Source organism: Lewinella sp. JB7 (assembly GCF_024297185.1).
In the GTDB taxonomy this organism is placed as follows: domain Bacteria; phylum Bacteroidota; class Bacteroidia; order Chitinophagales; family Saprospiraceae; genus Neolewinella.
Map to the genome: position 1 here is coordinate 164,302 of NZ_JANCTD010000007.1, position 16,888 is coordinate 181,189.

General features: G+C 58.7%; 17 protein-coding genes. 6 read left to right on the forward strand and 11 right to left on the reverse strand.

The genetic code is table 11. The annotated features are described in order from the left end of the window. Window positions 1-41: 41 nt before the first annotated feature. Both NMA52_RS13780 and NMA52_RS13785 read right to left on the reverse strand, forming a co-directional pair. Window positions 42-1,559 (reverse strand): sulfatase, encoded by a 1,518-nt coding sequence (locus NMA52_RS13780; RefSeq protein ID WP_254828274.1) that lies wholly within the window; start codon window positions 1,557-1,559, stop codon window positions 42-44. Window positions 1,560-2,098: 539 nt separating this feature from the next. Then, on the reverse strand, window positions 2,099-3,091 hold the full coding sequence (locus NMA52_RS13785) for a MoxR family ATPase (RefSeq protein ID WP_254828275.1): 993 nt from the start codon (window positions 3,089-3,091) through the stop codon (window positions 2,099-2,101). A gap of 153 nt (window positions 3,092-3,244) precedes the next feature. Here NMA52_RS13785 and thiL point away from each other — a divergent pair, with 153 nt between their 5' ends. The 5 genes from thiL to NMA52_RS13810 all read left to right on the forward strand — a co-directional run bounded on the left by thiL (window position 3,245) and on the right by NMA52_RS13810 (window position 7,921). Next, window positions 3,245-4,276 (forward strand): thiamine-phosphate kinase, encoded by a 1,032-nt coding sequence (gene thiL, locus NMA52_RS13790; protein ID WP_254828276.1) that lies wholly within the window; start codon window positions 3,245-3,247, stop codon window positions 4,274-4,276. Window positions 4,277-4,392: 116 nt separating this feature from the next. After that, the gene (locus NMA52_RS13795) at window positions 4,393-4,704 is read left to right on the forward strand and encodes a twin-arginine translocase TatA/TatE family subunit (RefSeq protein ID WP_254828277.1); all 312 of its coding nucleotides are present in this window, start codon (window positions 4,393-4,395) and stop codon (window positions 4,702-4,704) included. 128 nt (window positions 4,705-4,832) lie between these two features. Beyond that, window positions 4,833-6,350 carry a lysine--tRNA ligase gene (gene lysS, locus NMA52_RS13800; RefSeq protein ID WP_254828278.1) on the forward strand — a complete coding sequence of 506 codons (1,518 nt, stop codon included), beginning with the start codon at window positions 4,833-4,835 and terminating at the stop codon, window positions 6,348-6,350. Window positions 6,351-6,458: 108 nt separating this feature from the next. Then, window positions 6,459-7,259, forward strand: a complete 801-nt coding sequence (lgt, locus tag NMA52_RS13805) for a prolipoprotein diacylglyceryl transferase (protein ID WP_254828279.1) — start codon at window positions 6,459-6,461, stop codon at window positions 7,257-7,259. Window positions 7,260-7,306: 47 nt separating this feature from the next. Beyond that, on the forward strand, window positions 7,307-7,921 hold the full coding sequence (locus NMA52_RS13810; protein ID WP_254828280.1) for an HAD-IA family hydrolase: 615 nt from the start codon (window positions 7,307-7,309) through the stop codon (window positions 7,919-7,921). Window positions 7,922-8,702: 781 nt separating this feature from the next. Here the strand turns inward: NMA52_RS13810 and purQ are convergent. Genes purQ through NMA52_RS13830 form a run of 4 tightly spaced genes read right to left on the reverse strand, consistent with a single transcriptional unit; the run spans window position 8,703 to window position 12,034 of the window. Then, window positions 8,703-9,410, reverse strand: coding sequence for a phosphoribosylformylglycinamidine synthase subunit PurQ (gene purQ, locus NMA52_RS13815; protein ID WP_254828281.1), 708 nt, complete (start codon window positions 9,408-9,410; stop codon window positions 8,703-8,705). Between the two features lie 28 nt (window positions 9,411-9,438). After that, complete coding sequence (locus NMA52_RS13820) at window positions 9,439-10,140, reverse strand: Sir2 family NAD-dependent protein deacetylase (protein WP_371930973.1); 702 nt, start codon at window positions 10,138-10,140, stop codon at window positions 9,439-9,441. Between the two features lie 8 nt (window positions 10,141-10,148). Continuing rightward, window positions 10,149-10,907: an enoyl-CoA hydratase/isomerase family protein gene (locus NMA52_RS13825; protein WP_254828283.1), complete on the reverse strand. Its 759-nt coding sequence runs from the start codon at window positions 10,905-10,907 to the stop codon at window positions 10,149-10,151. Window positions 10,908-10,948: 41 nt separating this feature from the next. Further along, window positions 10,949-12,034, reverse strand: a complete 1,086-nt coding sequence (locus tag NMA52_RS13830; RefSeq protein WP_254828284.1) for a major royal jelly family protein — start codon at window positions 12,032-12,034, stop codon at window positions 10,949-10,951. 121 nt (window positions 12,035-12,155) lie between these two features. Between NMA52_RS13830 and dusB the strand changes: the two genes are divergently transcribed. Beyond that, a complete protein-coding gene (dusB, locus tag NMA52_RS13835; RefSeq protein WP_254828285.1) occupies window positions 12,156-13,148 on the forward strand; it encodes a tRNA dihydrouridine synthase DusB in 993 nt (330 codons plus the stop codon). A gap of 171 nt (window positions 13,149-13,319) precedes the next feature. Here dusB and NMA52_RS13840 read toward each other — a convergent pair whose 3' ends face one another. The 5 genes from NMA52_RS13840 to NMA52_RS13860 are packed head-to-tail and all read right to left on the reverse strand — an operon-like array spanning window position 13,320 to window position 16,850. Next, window positions 13,320-14,213 carry a neutral zinc metallopeptidase gene (locus tag NMA52_RS13840; protein ID WP_254828286.1) on the reverse strand — a complete coding sequence of 298 codons (894 nt, stop codon included), beginning with the start codon at window positions 14,211-14,213 and terminating at the stop codon, window positions 13,320-13,322. Between the two features lie 25 nt (window positions 14,214-14,238). After that, window positions 14,239-14,964 carry a DUF4197 domain-containing protein gene (locus tag NMA52_RS13845; RefSeq protein WP_254828287.1) on the reverse strand — a complete coding sequence of 242 codons (726 nt, stop codon included), beginning with the start codon at window positions 14,962-14,964 and terminating at the stop codon, window positions 14,239-14,241. A 52-nt stretch (window positions 14,965-15,016) separates the two neighbouring features. Continuing rightward, on the reverse strand, window positions 15,017-15,496 hold the full coding sequence (gene folB / locus NMA52_RS13850; RefSeq protein WP_254828288.1) for a dihydroneopterin aldolase: 480 nt from the start codon (window positions 15,494-15,496) through the stop codon (window positions 15,017-15,019). Then, window positions 15,493-16,251: a tol-pal system YbgF family protein gene (locus NMA52_RS13855; protein ID WP_254828289.1), complete on the reverse strand. Its 759-nt coding sequence runs from the start codon at window positions 16,249-16,251 to the stop codon at window positions 15,493-15,495. The genes folB and NMA52_RS13855 overlap by 4 nt, the downstream gene beginning before the upstream one ends. Continuing rightward, the gene (locus tag NMA52_RS13860; protein ID WP_254828290.1) at window positions 16,248-16,850 is read right to left on the reverse strand and encodes an RNA polymerase sigma factor; all 603 of its coding nucleotides are present in this window, start codon (window positions 16,848-16,850) and stop codon (window positions 16,248-16,250) included. Before NMA52_RS13860 ends, NMA52_RS13855 begins: the two co-directional genes overlap by 4 nt. Between the last annotated feature and the right edge of the window lie 38 nt (window positions 16,851-16,888).

Below are 16,888 nucleotides of genomic sequence, written 5' to 3' on the forward strand. Positions count from 1 at the left end.
GAATCATCATATGAAGGCGCGGGAGGGAAGAATGGTTGACCTCACTCCGTACACGGTAACAACCGGAAGTTGGTGTGACGGACGCGTTCAGCGTAGCGATACTGCTCGATGTAGTCCTCCAGATCAAAGCTTCGTAGTCCGTAGTTGGGCGTATAGCGAGCCTGATCCCAGAACAGCGACCACGGATCCCCGGCGCGGGGGTCATCGGTACGGACCATGAATTCTTGCACGCGATCGGCCATCCGCTGTCGGACTTCGGCGTAGGCTTCCGTATTCGCGACATTACGGACTTGATAGGGGTCGGATCTTAGATCGTATAGTTCCTCCGCCGGTCGCTTGCCGAAGGCGAGCCGGAAGTGGTCGATGGTGTCGGACGCGGAACCTACCCCGGCCAGGATAAGCATCTTCGTGATGGAGTTGTCGACGTCTCCGTAAGCCCCGACGCTCCGTACCGCTTCCGGATCGCCGGCCGGCCACCGCTCCGGAAAAAAGTTGCGGATGTAGAGGAAGGAGTCGTTGCGCACGGCCCGCACGGCGTAGCTTCCCGAATCGGATCGCACCTGAGCGTGGCGCTCACGCTCCAGAAAGACTTCCTCAGCCCCGGGCACCTGCGGATCGGTCAGTGCTTCCAGCAGGCTCGGGAGTTCGAAGGATGCCGGCACCCGCGCCCCCGCCGCCTCCATAAAGGTAGCGGCAAGCGAAGCGAGATTGACGTAGGATTTTCGGACGGTGCCCGCGGGAATGCGGTCCGGCCAGTGCGCCACGAAGGGCATGCGACTTCCGGCGTCGTACACGGTAGCCTTAGCGCGGGGGAAGGGCATCCCGTTGTCACTGGTGACGATAATCAGGGTGTTGGCCAACTCCCCCCGCGTCTCCAGAAGGTCGATCACCTCCCCGATGTGGCGGTCGAATCGTTCTACCTCGGCGTAGTAGTCCAGCAGATCGTTGCGCACGCACGGCAGGTCGGGGAAGAAGGGGGGCACCCGTACCGAATCGGCATTCATTCCGCTCCAGGCACCGAGGTTCGTCAGGTATTCCCGGTGCGGGTCCTGACTTCCGAACCAGTAGCAGAAGGGCTGACCGGTCTTTTTTTCCCGCAGAAATTCCGTGATGTCAGCGTACTCCTCCCCGGCCGGATTGTGCATCCAACCGTTACTTCTCCAATCACCCGGTCCCCATCCCTTCTGGTCGTGACCGACGTGGTAGCCCAGTCGTTCCAACTCCGAGGTGTACACGGTCGTCCCCGCCGTAAAGTCGGACCACAAATTGCCCATCACCCCGTTCTGATGGGGGTACCGCCCGGTGAGGATACTGGCCCGGGAAGGACTACAGCTCGGGCTGGCGCAGTATGCGTTGGTGAACAGCATTCCACCCGCCGCCAGCCGGTCGAAATTGGGCGTCTGCACTACCGGATCGCCGTATACTCCGGCGTGGGGGAAGGACCAGTCGTCCGCCAAAAATAGGAGTATGTTCGGCCGCTCGGCCGCGGGTGGTACGGAGGGCATGTGGTAATACCCGAGAAAAAACAAACTTCCCACCGCTACGGCTAGCATCTTCATGTGTGGAAGATAAGCAGTTGTCGGTGGTAGGTGGCCGGGCATATAACACTGCACCGGGAGTCGCTCGGCCTAAGTACAATCTCTATCCTGCCGCCCCCCCCCACACTACGAGCGCAGCGAGCATCCCCGCAAATTTTAAATTGTACTTGGTAAATCATAAACGGTAAATCCTACCCCCTTTAGCAACTTGACCGAAGTACTATGTACCAGCACCTATCCCGACGTGCACCCTCACACTACGAGCGCAGCGAGCAGAGCCGCTAAATTTTAAATCGTAAATGGTAAATCCCCCTCCCTTTAGCAACTTAACCTGAGTAATATACACCAGCACCTATCCCGACGTGCGCCCCCACACTACGAGCGCAGCGAGCATCCCCGCAAATTTTAAATTGTACTTGGTAAATCGTAAATGGTAAATCCTAACCCCTAAAGAGGAAAAGCGCTCGGCGTATAACGCCTCGACCCTGCCGCACGAGCGCACCGAGCATCCCCGCAAAATTTTAAATTGTACTTGCTAAATCGTAAATGGTAAATCCCCCTTAGGGCACCTCCACCACATTCAGCACCCGCTCGATGATATCCTCCTGCCGGATATTCTCCGCCTCCGCCTCGTAGGTCAGTCCGATGCGGTGCCGCAGCACGTCTTCGCATACGGAGCGGACGTCTTCCGGCGTCACGTAGCCCCGGCGCTCGATGAAGGCCTGGGCCTTAGCGGCAAGGGCGAGGTTGATGCTGGCCCGCGGGCTCCCTCCGTAGTTGATGAGCGGCTTGAGATCGCCCAGTCGGTAGGCTTCCGGCTCGCGGGTGGCGAAGACGATGTCGATGATGTAGCGCTCGATCTTATCGTCCATGTAGATCTTACGGACCGACTCCCGCGCCCGCAGAATATCGGCCGGCGTGGCTACCGGATTGATGGTCGCGAAGCCCTGTCCGAGGTTGCGGCGGATGATCTCGCGCTCGTCTTCCCGGGTAGGGTAGCCGATGTTGACCTTCAGCATGAAGCGGTCGGTCTGGGCTTCCGGCAGGGTGTAGGTACCCTCCTGATCGATGGGGTTCTGGGTAGCCAGCACCAGGAAGGGTTCTTCGAGCCGGAAGGTTTCGGTTCCGATGGTTACCTGTCGTTCCTGCATGGCTTCGAGGAGGGCCGACTGCACCTTGGCCGGCGCGCGGTTGATCTCGTCGGCCAGTACGAAGTTAGCGAAGACCGGTCCCTTGCGTACGCTGAAGTCATTGAGCGTAGGGTTGTAGATCATCGTACCCACGATGTCGGCCGGCAGCAGGTCGGGGGTAAACTGGATGCGGCTGAAGTCGGCATTTATGGTCTGGCTCAGCGTTTTGATCGCCAGCGTCTTGGCGAGTCCGGGCAGGCCCTCGAGCAGGATGTGTCCCCGGCTCAGCAGACCCAGCAGGAGGCGATCGACCATATTTTCCTGCCCTACGATCACCTTCGCGGTTTCCTGGCGGATGCGCTCAACCACTTCGCTGTCTACGCGGATCTGTTGGTTCAACGCTTCGATATCAACACTGGCCATACGATAGGTTTTTGGGGCGGGGACGCGGGTGCAAGGTAAATCATGGAGAGCAATCAGCCGCCGTTAGCCGTTGGACGGTTTGAAACCGTCCAACGGCTAACGGCTAGGCAACCTCCCGTCCCCCCGCGGGTTCTCCTGTTTCAAGCGCAATCTATGGAACGTACGGACGTGAACACCCTCGGCGAATTCGGCCTCATCGATCACCTGACCGCCGATTTTGAGAATCGACAATCCACCACCATCCTCGGGGTCGGCGACGACGCGGCCGTCATTGCGGGCGGCGACGAGCGCATCGTCATCAGTACCGACATGCTGGTGGAGGGCATTCACTTCGATTTCACCTACACCCCGCTGAAGCATCTGGGATACAAGGCCGTCGTGGTTAACCTTTCCGACATCGCGGCCATGAACGCCCGCCCGGAGCAAATTACCGTGAGCATCGCGCTCAGCAATCGCTTTTCGGTGGAGGCTCTGGACGAATTGTACGCCGGCATCCGGGCGGCCTGCAAAACCTACGGGGTAGACCTCGTCGGCGGCGATACCACCAGCTCTAACAAGGGGCTCATCATCAGCGTCACGGCTATCGGCCGGGCACCGGAGAGCCGCATCACCCGCCGCAGCGGTGCCCGCGTCGGCGATCTGATCTGCATCACGGGAAACCTTGGTGCCGCTTACCTGGGGCTGCAACTCCTGGAGCGGGAGAAGCAGGTCTTCAAGGACAATCCCGATATGCAACCCCAGATGGGTGAGTACGCACCCTACCTTCTCCAGCGCCAACTGCGCCCCGAGGCCCGCACCGATATGGTCGACACCTTCGCGAAGGAAGGCATCGTACCCACCTCCATGATCGACATTAGCGACGGACTGGCCAGTGAAATATTTCACATCTGCAAGGCCAGCGGGGTAGGAGCCATCATCGAGGAAAGCGGCGTACCGATCCACAACGATGCCCAGCTGCAGGCGCTCGAATTTAACCTCGATCCCATCACCACCGCCCTCTCCGGCGGCGAAGATTACGAGCTCCTGTTCACCATCGACCCGAAGGACACGGAAAAGATTCGCTTCCTGCCGGACCTCTACATCGCCGGCGAGATCGTCGCGAAGGAAGATGGCGTCAAGCTCCACACCAAGGGCGGAAACATTCACCCCATCAAGGCGCAGGGCTGGAATCATTTCGGGGAGTAAACCAATCCGCGGGGAGCCCGCACCGCGCCGCCCCCTCCCCGATGACACTAAAGTGTCGACCGCTGAACAACTCCGACGGTGCCCGACACGTTATCTTCTAACTTGCGTTATCTTTGGTGACGCTTTCAACTAAGATGATGATGAATACCACGCTGCTTTTCCTCAACGCCATCGGCCCGGAGATGATCCTGGTCTTCTTTGCAATTCTGCTCCTTTTCGGAGGCAAGAAAATCCCCGAACTCATGCGCGGCATCGGTAAGGGCATCCGCGAATTCAATACCGCCAAGGGCTCCCTCGAAAAGGAACTTAAGGACGGAATGAAGGAAGAAGAACAACGCGAAAAGGACGCCCGCGAACTTCGTGAACTCCGCGAACGCGAAGCCCGTCGCCAACGCGAAGAGTCCTTCATTACCCGCGACAACGACTAGGTAACCGGTCTCATTCCGGTCGAAAAAGCTTCTCTATCCTGCGGGGTGGAGGAGCTTTTTTGTTGGTCGCCACGGCTGCAGCCGTCCTGCTGTCTTACCTTTGCCCGCCGCAACTCAACCCAGCCCCCATGGAACTCACCGACCAGGAAATCACCCGCCGCGAAAACCTGGCCAAGATCCGCGCTCTCGGCATCGACCCCTTCCCGGCCGCCCTCTTCCCGGTCACCCACCTGGCCGCCGACATTCTTTCCAGCGTCGAAACGGACGAAGAGGGGAAAGTGACCAACTTCCAGGAAGTAACCCTGGCCGGCCGCGTCATGTCCCAGCGCATTATGGGTAAGGCCGCCTTCGCCAACCTTCAGGACAGTAGCGGACGCATCCAACTCTACGTGAGCCGCGACGACATCGCCCCCGGGGAAGACAAGTCACTCTACAATGACCTGTTCAAAAAGTACCTCGATCTGGGCGATTTTATCGGCGTCAGGGGGTTCGTCTTCAAAACCCGCACCGGCGAGATCAGCGTGCACGTGCAGGAACTCACCTTTCTCGGCAAATCCCTGCGCCCCCTGCCCACCCCGAAGCGTGACGACGAGGGGCACGTGTACGACGAGTTTAAGGATCCCGAGCTGCGTTACCGCATGCGCTACGTGGACCTGACCGTCAACCCTCAGTACAAGGAGATCTTTCGTAAGCGTAGCCGCCTCATTACCTCAATGCGGCAGTTCCTCGACGATCTCGGCCTGATGGAAGTGGAAACGCCCATTCTTCAGCCCATTCATGGCGGCGCGGCGGCGCGGCCCTTCAGGACCCACCACAATACGCTGGACGTCCCCATGTACCTGCGTATTGCCAACGAGCTCTACCTCAAGCGGCTCATCGTGGCCGGCTTCGATGGTGTATACGAGTTCGCGAAGATGTTCCGCAACGAAGGCATGGACCGCACCCATAACCCCGAGTTCACCGCCGTGGAATTCTACGTCGCCTACAAGGACTACAACTGGATGATGGACACCTGCGAGCAACTACTGGAGCACGCGGTACAGTCCGTCAACGGTACGACTAAGGTAAAGGCCGGCGAACACGAGATCGATTTCCGGGGCCCCTACCGCCGGCTCACCATGGCCGATGCTATCCGCGAGCACACCGGCGAAAACATCGACGGGGCGGACGAAAACGAGCTCCGTGCCATCGCCAAACGTCTGCACGTTCACGTCGACAACACCATGGGCCGCGGTAAGCTCGTCGATGAGATCTTCGGCGAGCATGTGGAAGCTAAACTGATCCAGCCCACCTTCATCACCGATTATCCGGTGGAGATGTCGCCCCTGACCAAGAAGCACCGCAGCAAGAAAGGCTTGGTGGAACGCTTCGAGCTCATCGTCAACGGCAAGGAGATCGCCAACGCCTACTCCGAGCTCAACGACCCCATCGACCAGCGTGCTCGCTTCGAAGAACAGCTCGAACTCGCCCAGCGCGGCGACGACGAAGCCATGGCCACCGACGAGGATTTTCTCCGCGCCCTCGAATACGGTATGCCTCCCACCGCCGGCATCGGCATCGGCATCGACCGCCTCGTCATGCTGCTGACCGGTCAGAAGAGCATTCAGGAGGTGTTGTTCTTTCCACAAATGAAACCTGAGAAGTGATGTAGTAGGATGGTACGGTGGTAGGTGGGCAGAGCCCATGCACCTACCATTGTACCATTTTACTACTATACCATCCTACTTCTCAGTTATCTTAACACCCCCTCCCCCATGCTCTTCATCACCTGGGACGCCTCCCCCGAAATTTTCTCCATCGGCCCCGTTACCCTACGCTGGTACGGCATGATGTTCGCCGTGGGCTTTCTCCTGGGTTTCATGATGGTGCGCCGCATGTTCTTACGGGAAGGTGCCCCGGAAGCCTGGCTGGACTACTGCTTCTACTTTCTCATTGCCGGCACGATCCTCGGAGCGCGACTCGGGCATATTCTGTTCTACCAGTGGGACTACTACAGTCAGCATCCGGGTGATATCATTAAAGTATGGGAAGGTGGCCTGGCGAGTCACGGCGGCGTGATCGGCGTCGTGACGGCCCTGTGGCTCTTCAGTAAGTTTATCAGTAAGAAGTCGTTCTTCTGGATCAGCGATAAGGTAGCCGCCCCGATTGCCCTCGTCGGTGCCATGATTCGTTTCGGCAACCTGATGAACAGCGAGATCGTCGGTACCCCCAGCGATGCCCCCTGGGCCTTCCTCTTCGTCAACGCCGTGCCCCGCACTCTCGCCGACGTACCCCGCCACCCGGTGCAGATATACGAGTCGCTCAGCTACCTCCTCACCTTCGTGATCCTACTGTCGCTCTACTGGAAGACGGACGCCCGCCACAAGCCCGGCTTCCTTACCGGCCTCTGGTTCGTCCTCATCTTCGGCTTCCGCTTCGTCTGGGAATACTTCAAGAGCGATCAGGGCGGCTTCGGCGTAGCCCTCACCACCGGACAGTGGCTCAGCGTCCCCCTCGTCATCGGCGGAGCAGTCCTAATGGCCCTCGCCAAACCGAAGCCCGGTCACATCGGCTGATCAGCCCCCATCCACTCACCCACCCCCCAATTACCCAATCACCCCCCGTGCCCCACACCATCATCTTCGACCTTGGTAACGTCCTCATCGGTTGGCAACCCCGCGCGCTGTTTGAGAAGGTATTCGCTACGCCGGAGGAAGTAGACTACTTTCTGACCAACGTAGCTACCCTCGAGTGGAACGAGAAACAGGACGCCGGGCGCACCATCGAAGAAGGTACCCGCGAACTCATCGCCCGCCATCCCGAGTTCGAGCGGGAGATACGGATCTACTACGACCGGTGGACGGAGACCATTACCGGCGCCATTCCCGACACGGTAGAGATACTTAAAGCCCTGAAGGCCAGCGGTAAGTACCGACTACTCGCCCTCACCAACTGGTCGCATGAACTCTTCCCCTGGGCCCGGCAGACCTTCCCCTTTCTCCAACTCTTCGAAAATATCATGGTGTCGGGAGAAGTCGGCCTGCAGAAACCCGATCCGGCGATTTACCGCCTCTTGCACGAAACCTACGATCTGCAGGAATTCCACGGCTGCGTATTCATCGACGACAGCCTACGCAACGTTAAGGCCGCCCGCAAGGAAGGACTTGACACCATCCACTTCCAGAATCCGGAACAATTGCGGCAGGAGTTACGGCAGCGCGGCGTGGAAGGGATCTAAATTTTAAATATCAATATTCAATGTAGCTGCCGCACGTGGTTGCTCGCTGCGCTCGTGGCAAATCCCCACCCCTGGACTGATGCTGCCTTATTCATTAAATAGCAGACGGTAGGTACTGTGGTACTGTGGTACAATGGTAAATTCCTACTACGCATACTATTCCAAATAGCGAGAACAGGCACCGCGGCCGGGGCAAATTTTAACTGTGAAATTTGAAATTATCCTTCTACATCCGCAGCAAATGGTACATGGTACATCCGTAAATGGTACATGGTAAATTCTTACTACGCGTACCACTCCAAATAGCAAGAACAAGCACCGCGGCCGGGGCAAATTTTAAATGTGAAATTTGAAATTATCCTCCACGGCGTTAGCTAAATGGTACATGATACATCCGTAAATGGTACATGGTAAATTCCTGTTAGGCGTACCACCCAAATAGCAAGATTTAGCACCGCGGCCAGGGCAAATTTTAAATGTGAAATTTGAAATTATCCTTCTACATCCGCAGCCAATGGTACATGGTACATCCGTAAATGGTAAATGGTAAATCCCTGTTAGGCGTACCACCCAAATAGCAAAATCAAGCACCGCGGCCAGGGCAAATTTTAAATGTGAAATTTGAAATTACCCTTCTACATCCGCAGCAAATGGTACATGGTACATCCGTAAATGGTAAATGGTAAATCCCTGTTAGACGTACCACTCCAAATAGCAAGATCAAGCACCGCGGCCGGAATAAATTTAAAATGTGAAATTTCACATTTTAAATTCCAAATTCTCACCCAACTTCCGCTACGGCTTCCACCAGTCCGCGGAAGATCGAGTACCCGTCCTTGTTCCCCAGAATATCTTCACTGGCGCGTTCCGGGTGGGGCATCATGCCGAAAACGTTGCGGGCCTCGTTGCAGATGCCGGCGATGTTGCCGACTGATCCGTTGTGGTTGCTGGCCAGGTTCACTTCCCCGGCGCCGTCGCAGTAACGGAACAGAATCTGGTCGTTCTGATTGAGCTGAAAGATCGTTTCCTCGTCGGCGTAGTAGCGCCCCTCGGCGTGCGCCACCGGAATGCGCAGTACCTGCCCGGGCGATAGCCGGCGATTGGTGGCCGCATTGTCGGTTTCGGAGCGAATAAACACGTTCTTCGCGATGAACTTCTGGTCGCGGTTGCGCAGCAGGGCACCGGGCAGCAGGTGGGCTTCGCAGAGAATCTGGAAACCGTTACAGATGCCAAAGACGTAGCCCCCGCGATTAGCAAAGTCGATGACCGACTTCATGATCGGAGAGAAGCGGGCTACGGCACCGGCCCGCACGTAGTCTCCGTAACTGAATCCTCCGGGCACGATGATACAATCGTCGGTGGTAAACCCTTCCAGGCTCTCGTTCTTATGCCACAACTTCACGGTCTCGTGCCCCAGCACCGTACCGAGTACGTGCACCATGTCGTCGTCGCAGTTACTGCCGGGAAATACGATCACTCCGAATTTCATACGTGGGTATTTAAGCGGCAAAGATACGTTACAGCAAAGTAGATAGCAGGACACGGGCGCGCTCCATTCCCTCACTACCACCCATTTCCAGGACGTGGAGGTTCTTCCGGCCCCGCAGTTCGTAGCCGACCGCCGGGGCGGGGTCGATATACAACACGGGCGCGGACGCAGGAGCAAACGAAACCAGTCCGGCCGCCGGGTACACCTGGAGCGACGTTCCGATGATAATGACCGCATCCGCCCCCTGCACGATTTCGGCGGCCTCCCGGATCAGTGGTACGTCCTCCCCGAACCACACGATGTGGGGGCGCAGTTGCACGCCATCGTCGTCAAGATCCCCGATGGCAAGGTCTCCTTCCCAGGGTCGTTCCGGCCCATCGCCGCTCACGGGACGCACCTTGGTCAGCTCCCCGTGCAGGTGAATGACGCGGGTAGATCCTGCTCGCTCGTGTAGGTCATCGACGTTCTGAGTGACGACCGTTACCGCATACTCCGCCTCCAGGGCGGCAATCAACTTATGCCCCACGTTGGGTCGGGCCGATTTGAGTTGGGCCCGCCGCAAATTATAGAACCGCATGACCAGCTCCGGGTCCCGGGCGAAGGCTTCGGGGGTGGCTACATCCTCTACCCGATGCTCTTCCCAGAGCCCGTCGCTGTCGCGAAAGGTGCGCAGGCCCGATTCGGCACTGACGCCCGCTCCTGACAAAACAACGACGTGGGGACGATCGATCCGGTTCACTACTTTTTCTTGAACTTAGCCAGGGCATTTTTAGCTTCGTCGGTAAGGACGAGCGTTCCGGTCACGGCCGCCCGGTTGGCCAGCTCCTGGGGCCAGTGGTCGGTACCGGACCAGAGGCTTTGCTTCAGTCGGCTCGAAGCGGCGGGACTATGCTCGGCCAGGCGCTTAGCCAGTAAGCGGGCTTCCCGAAAAAGTTCTTCGGGGCCGGCATACACCCGCTGGTAGAGGCCTTTTTCCCGGGCCCAGCGGGAATCATGCCATTCGGTGTCCAGGCAGAGTTCGCTGGCGGCGGCTACTCCCATTTTCCGGATCAGGGCCGGCAGAATGACGAAGGGCCCGATCGCGATCGCGAGTTCGCTCAACTTGACCTGGGCTCCCTTGCAGCCCAGCGTGTAGTCGGCGGCGGCGGCAATGCCCACGCCCCCACCGATGGCCTTCCCCTGTACGGCCACGACGATCGGTTTCGGACAGCGCCGCATGGCCAGAATGACGTTGGCGAATCCCATAAAAAAATCCTTTCCAGTGGCTTCATCCTTGATGGCCAGTAATTCGTCGAGATTGGCGCCGGCACAGAAGGTATCGTCTCCGGCACTCCGCAGCAGCACTGCCCGGACGGCGGGATTAGCGGCAGCCTCATCAATGTGCCTCACCAAGTCGGCCAGCAGGTGCGAAGGCATGCTGTTGTGACTGGGGTGGGAAAAAACGATGCGCGCGAACCCCATACGGAGCTCGGTGGTGATGTTGCCTTGTTGAGTCATGGGGGTGAAATTAAGTAAGGAAAGGGAGAAGGGAGCGCTGATTACTCGGCAGGAAGGGTCATACGCCAGATGGGGAAGGTCATTCCGGATACCACGGAATCCGCCTCGGGCAATTTTGAATTGGTGAAGTACAGCTCTCCATCGTACTCGCTAAAGGTGTCTGCCCAACCGACCCGGGGACCCTCCACTAGGCGAATTACGGATCCGTCGTCACCGACGCTCACGACGGCCCGTGCCTCCAGATCCGCCATGATGGTGCGGCCGCCGCTGCGCCACATACCATCGGGGGCGGGCGTGGTCGCCACGGTTTGGACGGCGTCGCCCGGGTTCGGGGCATTGCGGTCCGACAGCACGGAAAGCGGGATGGCGTAGAGGGTATATCCCGAGAGCGCATGGAATAGTAGTCGGTCGTTCACCGGGTCGAGGGCAATGCCGTCGGAGGGTATCTTCCGCTTCCACGGTTTACCGTTGATGACCAAGCTGTCGAGCGTAGCCCGGACGGAGGGGTGACCATCGAGTACCCGCCAACTATTACCGGACTTCAGGTCGAGCACCATCAGAGCGCCCCGACCGGAATCGGTGAAGTAGACCTGTTGGCGAGTCCGGTCGATCCGCAGATCGTTGACGTAGGTTTGCGGCACGGTGGTACCGGCGGGTAGTTCGTAAGTACGCAGGAGCTCATTCGTTTGCAGGTTATAGAGATGTACCCTCGGTGTAGTGATCAGTCCCTGAATGAGCGGATTGCGGGTGTCGGCAACATATAGGGTATCCCCCGCCGCAACGGCACTCTGTACGTTGACCAATTTGTCGGCGGCGGGCTGCCCGATGTCCCAGGAATTTAGCTCGGCATTGGGGTAGGGGCGGACTTCGCCGTTCACGATCTCACCTAGGGTGTAGGGTACCCCCTTCCGCCACCGCGGAAAAGTGGCGAATACGCGCCCCTGGTCGGTCACCGTGATCCCGGTTACCTGCACGCCCGTTATTTCGGCGACGAGCGTCAGGCCGGTCGAATCCCGGACGGACGACGCAGCGGAAAAATTGTCGGTACTTCCCTGGTGTTGACAGGATTGACAGAGACCGGTCGTCATTAAAGATAGGACGATGGCGAAACGAATGATCGGGCGCATGGGCGGACATTTATCATGTAGGTGGGACGGGCTTCGGAATGTTCGTTGCTCCCGCGGCCCCGCCCCCTAGGCGTCGCGCAATTGAACATTGTATTTCGCAGTTTGTAAATGGTAGATCGATATGGTCAGAATAGCCGACATAGAACTCGGGGAATTTCCCCTGCTGCTCGCTCCGATGGAGGACGTCAGCGACCCCCCCTTTCGCGCACTCTGCACGGCGCAGGGCTGCGATATGATGTACACGGAATTCATCAGCGTGGAGGGCCTGATCCGCGATGCCGATAAGAGCGTCGCTAAGCTCGACATCTACGACTACGAGCGCCCGATCGGCATTCAGATCTTTGGGGCGAACCTGGATAGCATGGTACAGGCCGCAGACATCGTGACGGAAGCGAACCCCGAGGTGCTCGACATCAACTTCGGCTGTCCGGTCAAGAAGGTCGTCTGTAAGGGTGCCGGGGCCGGGATCCTGCAGGACATTCCTAAAATGGTGGAGCTGACCAAGGCCATCGTGGACCGTACCCACCTTCCCGTTACGGTCAAGACCCGATTAGGCTGGGACGATAACAGCAAGTACATCGAGGAAGTCGCCGAACGGCTACAGGACATCGGCATTAAGGCCCTGAGTATCCACGGCCGGACCCGCAAGCAGATGTACAAGGGGGAAGCCGACTGGTCGCTGATCGGCAAGATCAAGGACAATCCACGGATCCACATTCCCATTTTCGGTAACGGAGACATCGATTCCCCGGAGAAGGCCGCCGCCTACCGCGACCGTTACGGCGTCGACGGCATCATGATCGGCCGGGCATCCATCGGTTACCCGTGGATCTTCCGGGAAGTGAAGCATTATTTCGCGACGGGCGAACTGCTCGCCCCGCCGACCGTGGAGGAACGCGTCGCCGCCGCCCGGGAACACCTGCAGCGCAGCATTGACTGGAAGGGTGAAACGCTCGGCATCCTGGAAATGCGTCGCCACTATACCAATTATTTCCGCGGCCTACCCAACATCAAGCAATACCGGAAGGTGCTCGTCAGTGAGTTCGACGTGGACGCGCTCTACGGCACCCTGAGCGAGATCGAGGCGGTGTACGGGTCCGGAGTCGCGGTGTAGCGCACGAGCGGTTTACGGATTTGCGGGGGGGTTAACGGGCCGATGCCTGGGCATGGTCGGATCGCAGCTGAACCGCTAAAGCCGCCGCTACACCGGGGAGAACAGCTGAACGGCTAAAGCCGTCGCTACACGGTAACTATACGAGGGGCAGCGGGACGGCTGAAGCCGTCGCTACAGGTTGCGGGCGGAGAAGTAGCGATCCATGGCGGCCTTACTCGCATCTCCACTCCGGTAACCTTCGGTGAAGGCGCGAACGCGTTGTTCGGAGGTGCCGTGGGTAAAGCTCTCGGGGACGACGTAGCCCTGAGCCTCCATCTGTAGACGGTCGTCACCAATGGCCGTAGCGGCGGTGATGGCCTCCTGAATATCTCCCTGCTCCAGCAGTTGTCCGTCGCGGTTGGCGTAGTTGGCCCATACTCCAGCGAGGTAATCGGCCTGCAGTTCCAGACGGACGGACATTGCATTAGCCTGCTCCTTGCTGGAGCGCTGGCGGGCCTGATTGACCTGCTGGCTGTACCCGAGCAGGTTCTGGACGTGATGACCGACCTCATGAGCCACGACGTAGGCTAGCGCGAAATCGCCGGGCGAACCGAACCGCTTACGCAGCTGATCGGCGAAGGAAAGGTCGATGTACACTTTCTGATCGGCCGGACAGTAGAAGGGCCCAGTGGCCGCGCTGGCGAAACCACAGGCCGAGCGGTCCTGTCCGCTGAAGAGCACCAGGACCGGCTCCTTGTAGTTGCGGCCGTACTGCTGGGGGAAGACGTTGTTCCATACGTTCTCGGTCTCCTGCAGGGTAACGCTGACGATGTTGGCGTAGGAGCCCGTCTCGTTCAGATCCTCTCCCCGCTCGCCGGGAGTGGTCTGGGTGGCCTGATTGCCCCCACCGCCGATGCCGAGGTATTCCAGGGGGTTGCCCCCGAGAAAGAAGACGACGACCATGATTATGATGGTGCCGATTCCGAAACTGCCGGCCCGGCCGGCGCCGCCGCCAAACATACTGCCGCCGCCGCGACCACGGCGATCTTCGATATTGCTGCTACCTTTTCTTCCCTGGAGTTTCATGATGATTATACTGGTGGAGAGTGAATTAATTTACGGAATCCTGCTGGGCGAATACCCGCCGCAGCAGCTCCGTCGTACGGGCCGCTACGTTCTGGCGAATATCGATTTCCTTCAGGGCTACCTTCTTAAAGAGGCCGTTCAGGGCCTGTTCGGTAACGTAGGCACCCAGGTCGGTATTTACCTGCTGCCGGGTGAGGGGAAAGTTGTTGTAGGCCGTGGCGGCATCGAGCCAGATCTTATTGGCGTCGTACTTATCCAGACTCGTATTGATGACCGGGGCGAACTCGTTGGTCAGCGCCTGGGTGGTGGTCCGTTCCAGGTAGGCGGTGGCGGCGGTGTTGTCGCCCTTCAGTATGCCGACGGCGTCCTGAATGGTCATTTGCCGGATAGCATCCACGAATATGGGTGCCGCCTTGGTAGCCGCGTCCTCGGCCCCCTGGTTGATCTTCTTCAGAATAACTTCCTCCAGATTACTGAAGCCGGGCACCCCCTGTAGTCGGTCGGTGACCTGACGCACTTCCTCGGGCAGGAGGATGCGGTAGGCGACGTCATCGAAGTATCCTCCGGGTTTGGAAAGTTCTTCCGCGCCCTCCCGCGCGCCGATCTGCAGGGCTTCTTTCAATCCATTAGCAATATCCGTGGAGGTGAGGCCACCGTTGAGAACGGTATTCAGGGTTTGGTTGATTTGCTGGCTGGTACACCCCAGGAACAGGAGGGGCAGGAGGAGAAGTAGGAAGGCACGTACGGTCATAGCTCGGAGGTGAGTTTCTATAAGCCGATTTACCGGTCATTAGTTTGCTCGCCTAGAAGTTGAAGCCGCTGATGTCGAAGGAGCCCGGGGGCTTGAAGTCATCGGGGTAGTCCTCGTCCGGGTCCTCGAAGGTATGCTGCGCCCTGCCGGTCGGAGCGGGCATCGCCCCCCCGGCGCCCCCCAGTTCGATCTCCACGAAGGCGGCACCCACCCGACCGCCAAGCGGCGGACTGAGTTTACGCAACTTGAGGCGGACGGAGGCTACCCCGTCGAACTGGTTCATGATCCGGCTGGCCATCCGGTACGCCAGGGCTTCCAGCAGCTGCGCGGGCTTCTTCATTTCGGCCTGCAACAGGTAGTAGATGGTGGAATAATTGACCGTTCCCCCCAGATCGTCCTCCTCCGCGGCTCCGGCGACACTGGCCTCCACCTCGATGTCGATGCTGAATTCATTGCCCATCAAATGCTCTTCCTCGAAGAATCCGTGGGGAGCCTGAAAACGGACGTCTTCCAGTCCGATTTTCGCCATCATAACTTCTCCAGAAGTTGGCGAGCCTCGCGACTCATGGGATGGTCGGCGTTGTCGGCGATGCGGCGGATCTCTTCCCGGGCTTCGTCGGCCTGACCGAGCCCGAGATTCGCCAACGCGAGGTAGTAGGCGGACTCCTGGGTGAGATTGAAGTCGGTCTGCGTAGCCAGTTCCCGGTAGAGGTCACGGGCGGAAGCATACTTCTCCTGGGCCAGGAGGGTCTGGCCGAAGTAGAAGCGGTCGACCGGATCGTCGGGGCCCAGCGCGGCAAATGCTCCCTCCGCCGTCGCGTAATCGCCGGTTTCGTAGGCGGCGTAGGCGGCGGCACGGCCGTCGTCACCGTCGTTGGCACCTTTGGTGACGGTGTAGGCAATATTCGTGAAGGGCTCGAATTCGGAGAGGGCGAGTTGTTCGGGGGTCGCCGGGGCGGGCCGCAGCAGGAAGTAGCCCGCTACGAACACGACCAGAGCGGCAGCGGCGGCGTAGGCGAACCATCCTCCGCTGCGCTTGCGGCCGATAGGAATGACCTTGGCATCCGGCTGCCGGGCCGTAGTGGCCATGCCGGCTTCCAGATTGCGTAGGCGATCTTTGAGTACCTGTTCTTCCCTCAGTGTGATGGCATCCAGGGCCTGGCGGGTAGTTTCCATTTCAATTTTCAGTTGGGGATTCGCGGATAGTTCACGCTCGAATGCTTCGCGATCGGCCAGGTCGCCGCGCAGATAGTCACCGATGCGGTCCGGCTGGTCTTCAGTGTTCATGAGGTTTTTTTAACGAGCTTCTTCAACTCATTCAGACAGCGCATTTTTTTGATGCGCGTGGCGCCTTCCGACGGAAGCCCCACGGATTGCATGATGCTTTCGATCGGATAATGATGATAATAGTACAGGGTCAGGATTTCCCGGCACGGTTCGCCGAGGCTATCCATGGCATCCTTTAAACGGCTGCGGTCGTGCTCACGTTCGAAACGGTCGATCAGGCTCCAGTCGAGTTCGTCGGCCGGATTAACCCCGGCTTCGTGGTCGGTCGGCATTTCCCGCTGCCGTTGGTGGTTGCGGCGGTAGACGAGGCGTTTGCCGATGCTGAAGAGGTAGGTGCGGATGGAACAGGTGAGTACCTGTAATTTGCCACTTACCACGTTGCGGTAAAAAGCGATCACGGCGTCCTGAAAGCAGTCGGCCGCATCCTCCTCCGTCGCGTACAGTTGCCGCTTGGCGTACGTCACGAATGCGGTACGGTGGTCCAGGTAGAGCTGATCGATGAGCTCGTACCGACCGCTTTTAATGGACTCGAATAGGGTCTGATCCTCGCTCTCCGTATGCATCGCTACCGTTGCGTGAAATGATGGGTTACCAGTCAAATGTAATGTTTTAGTGCACTAATCCCCACGAACCGTGG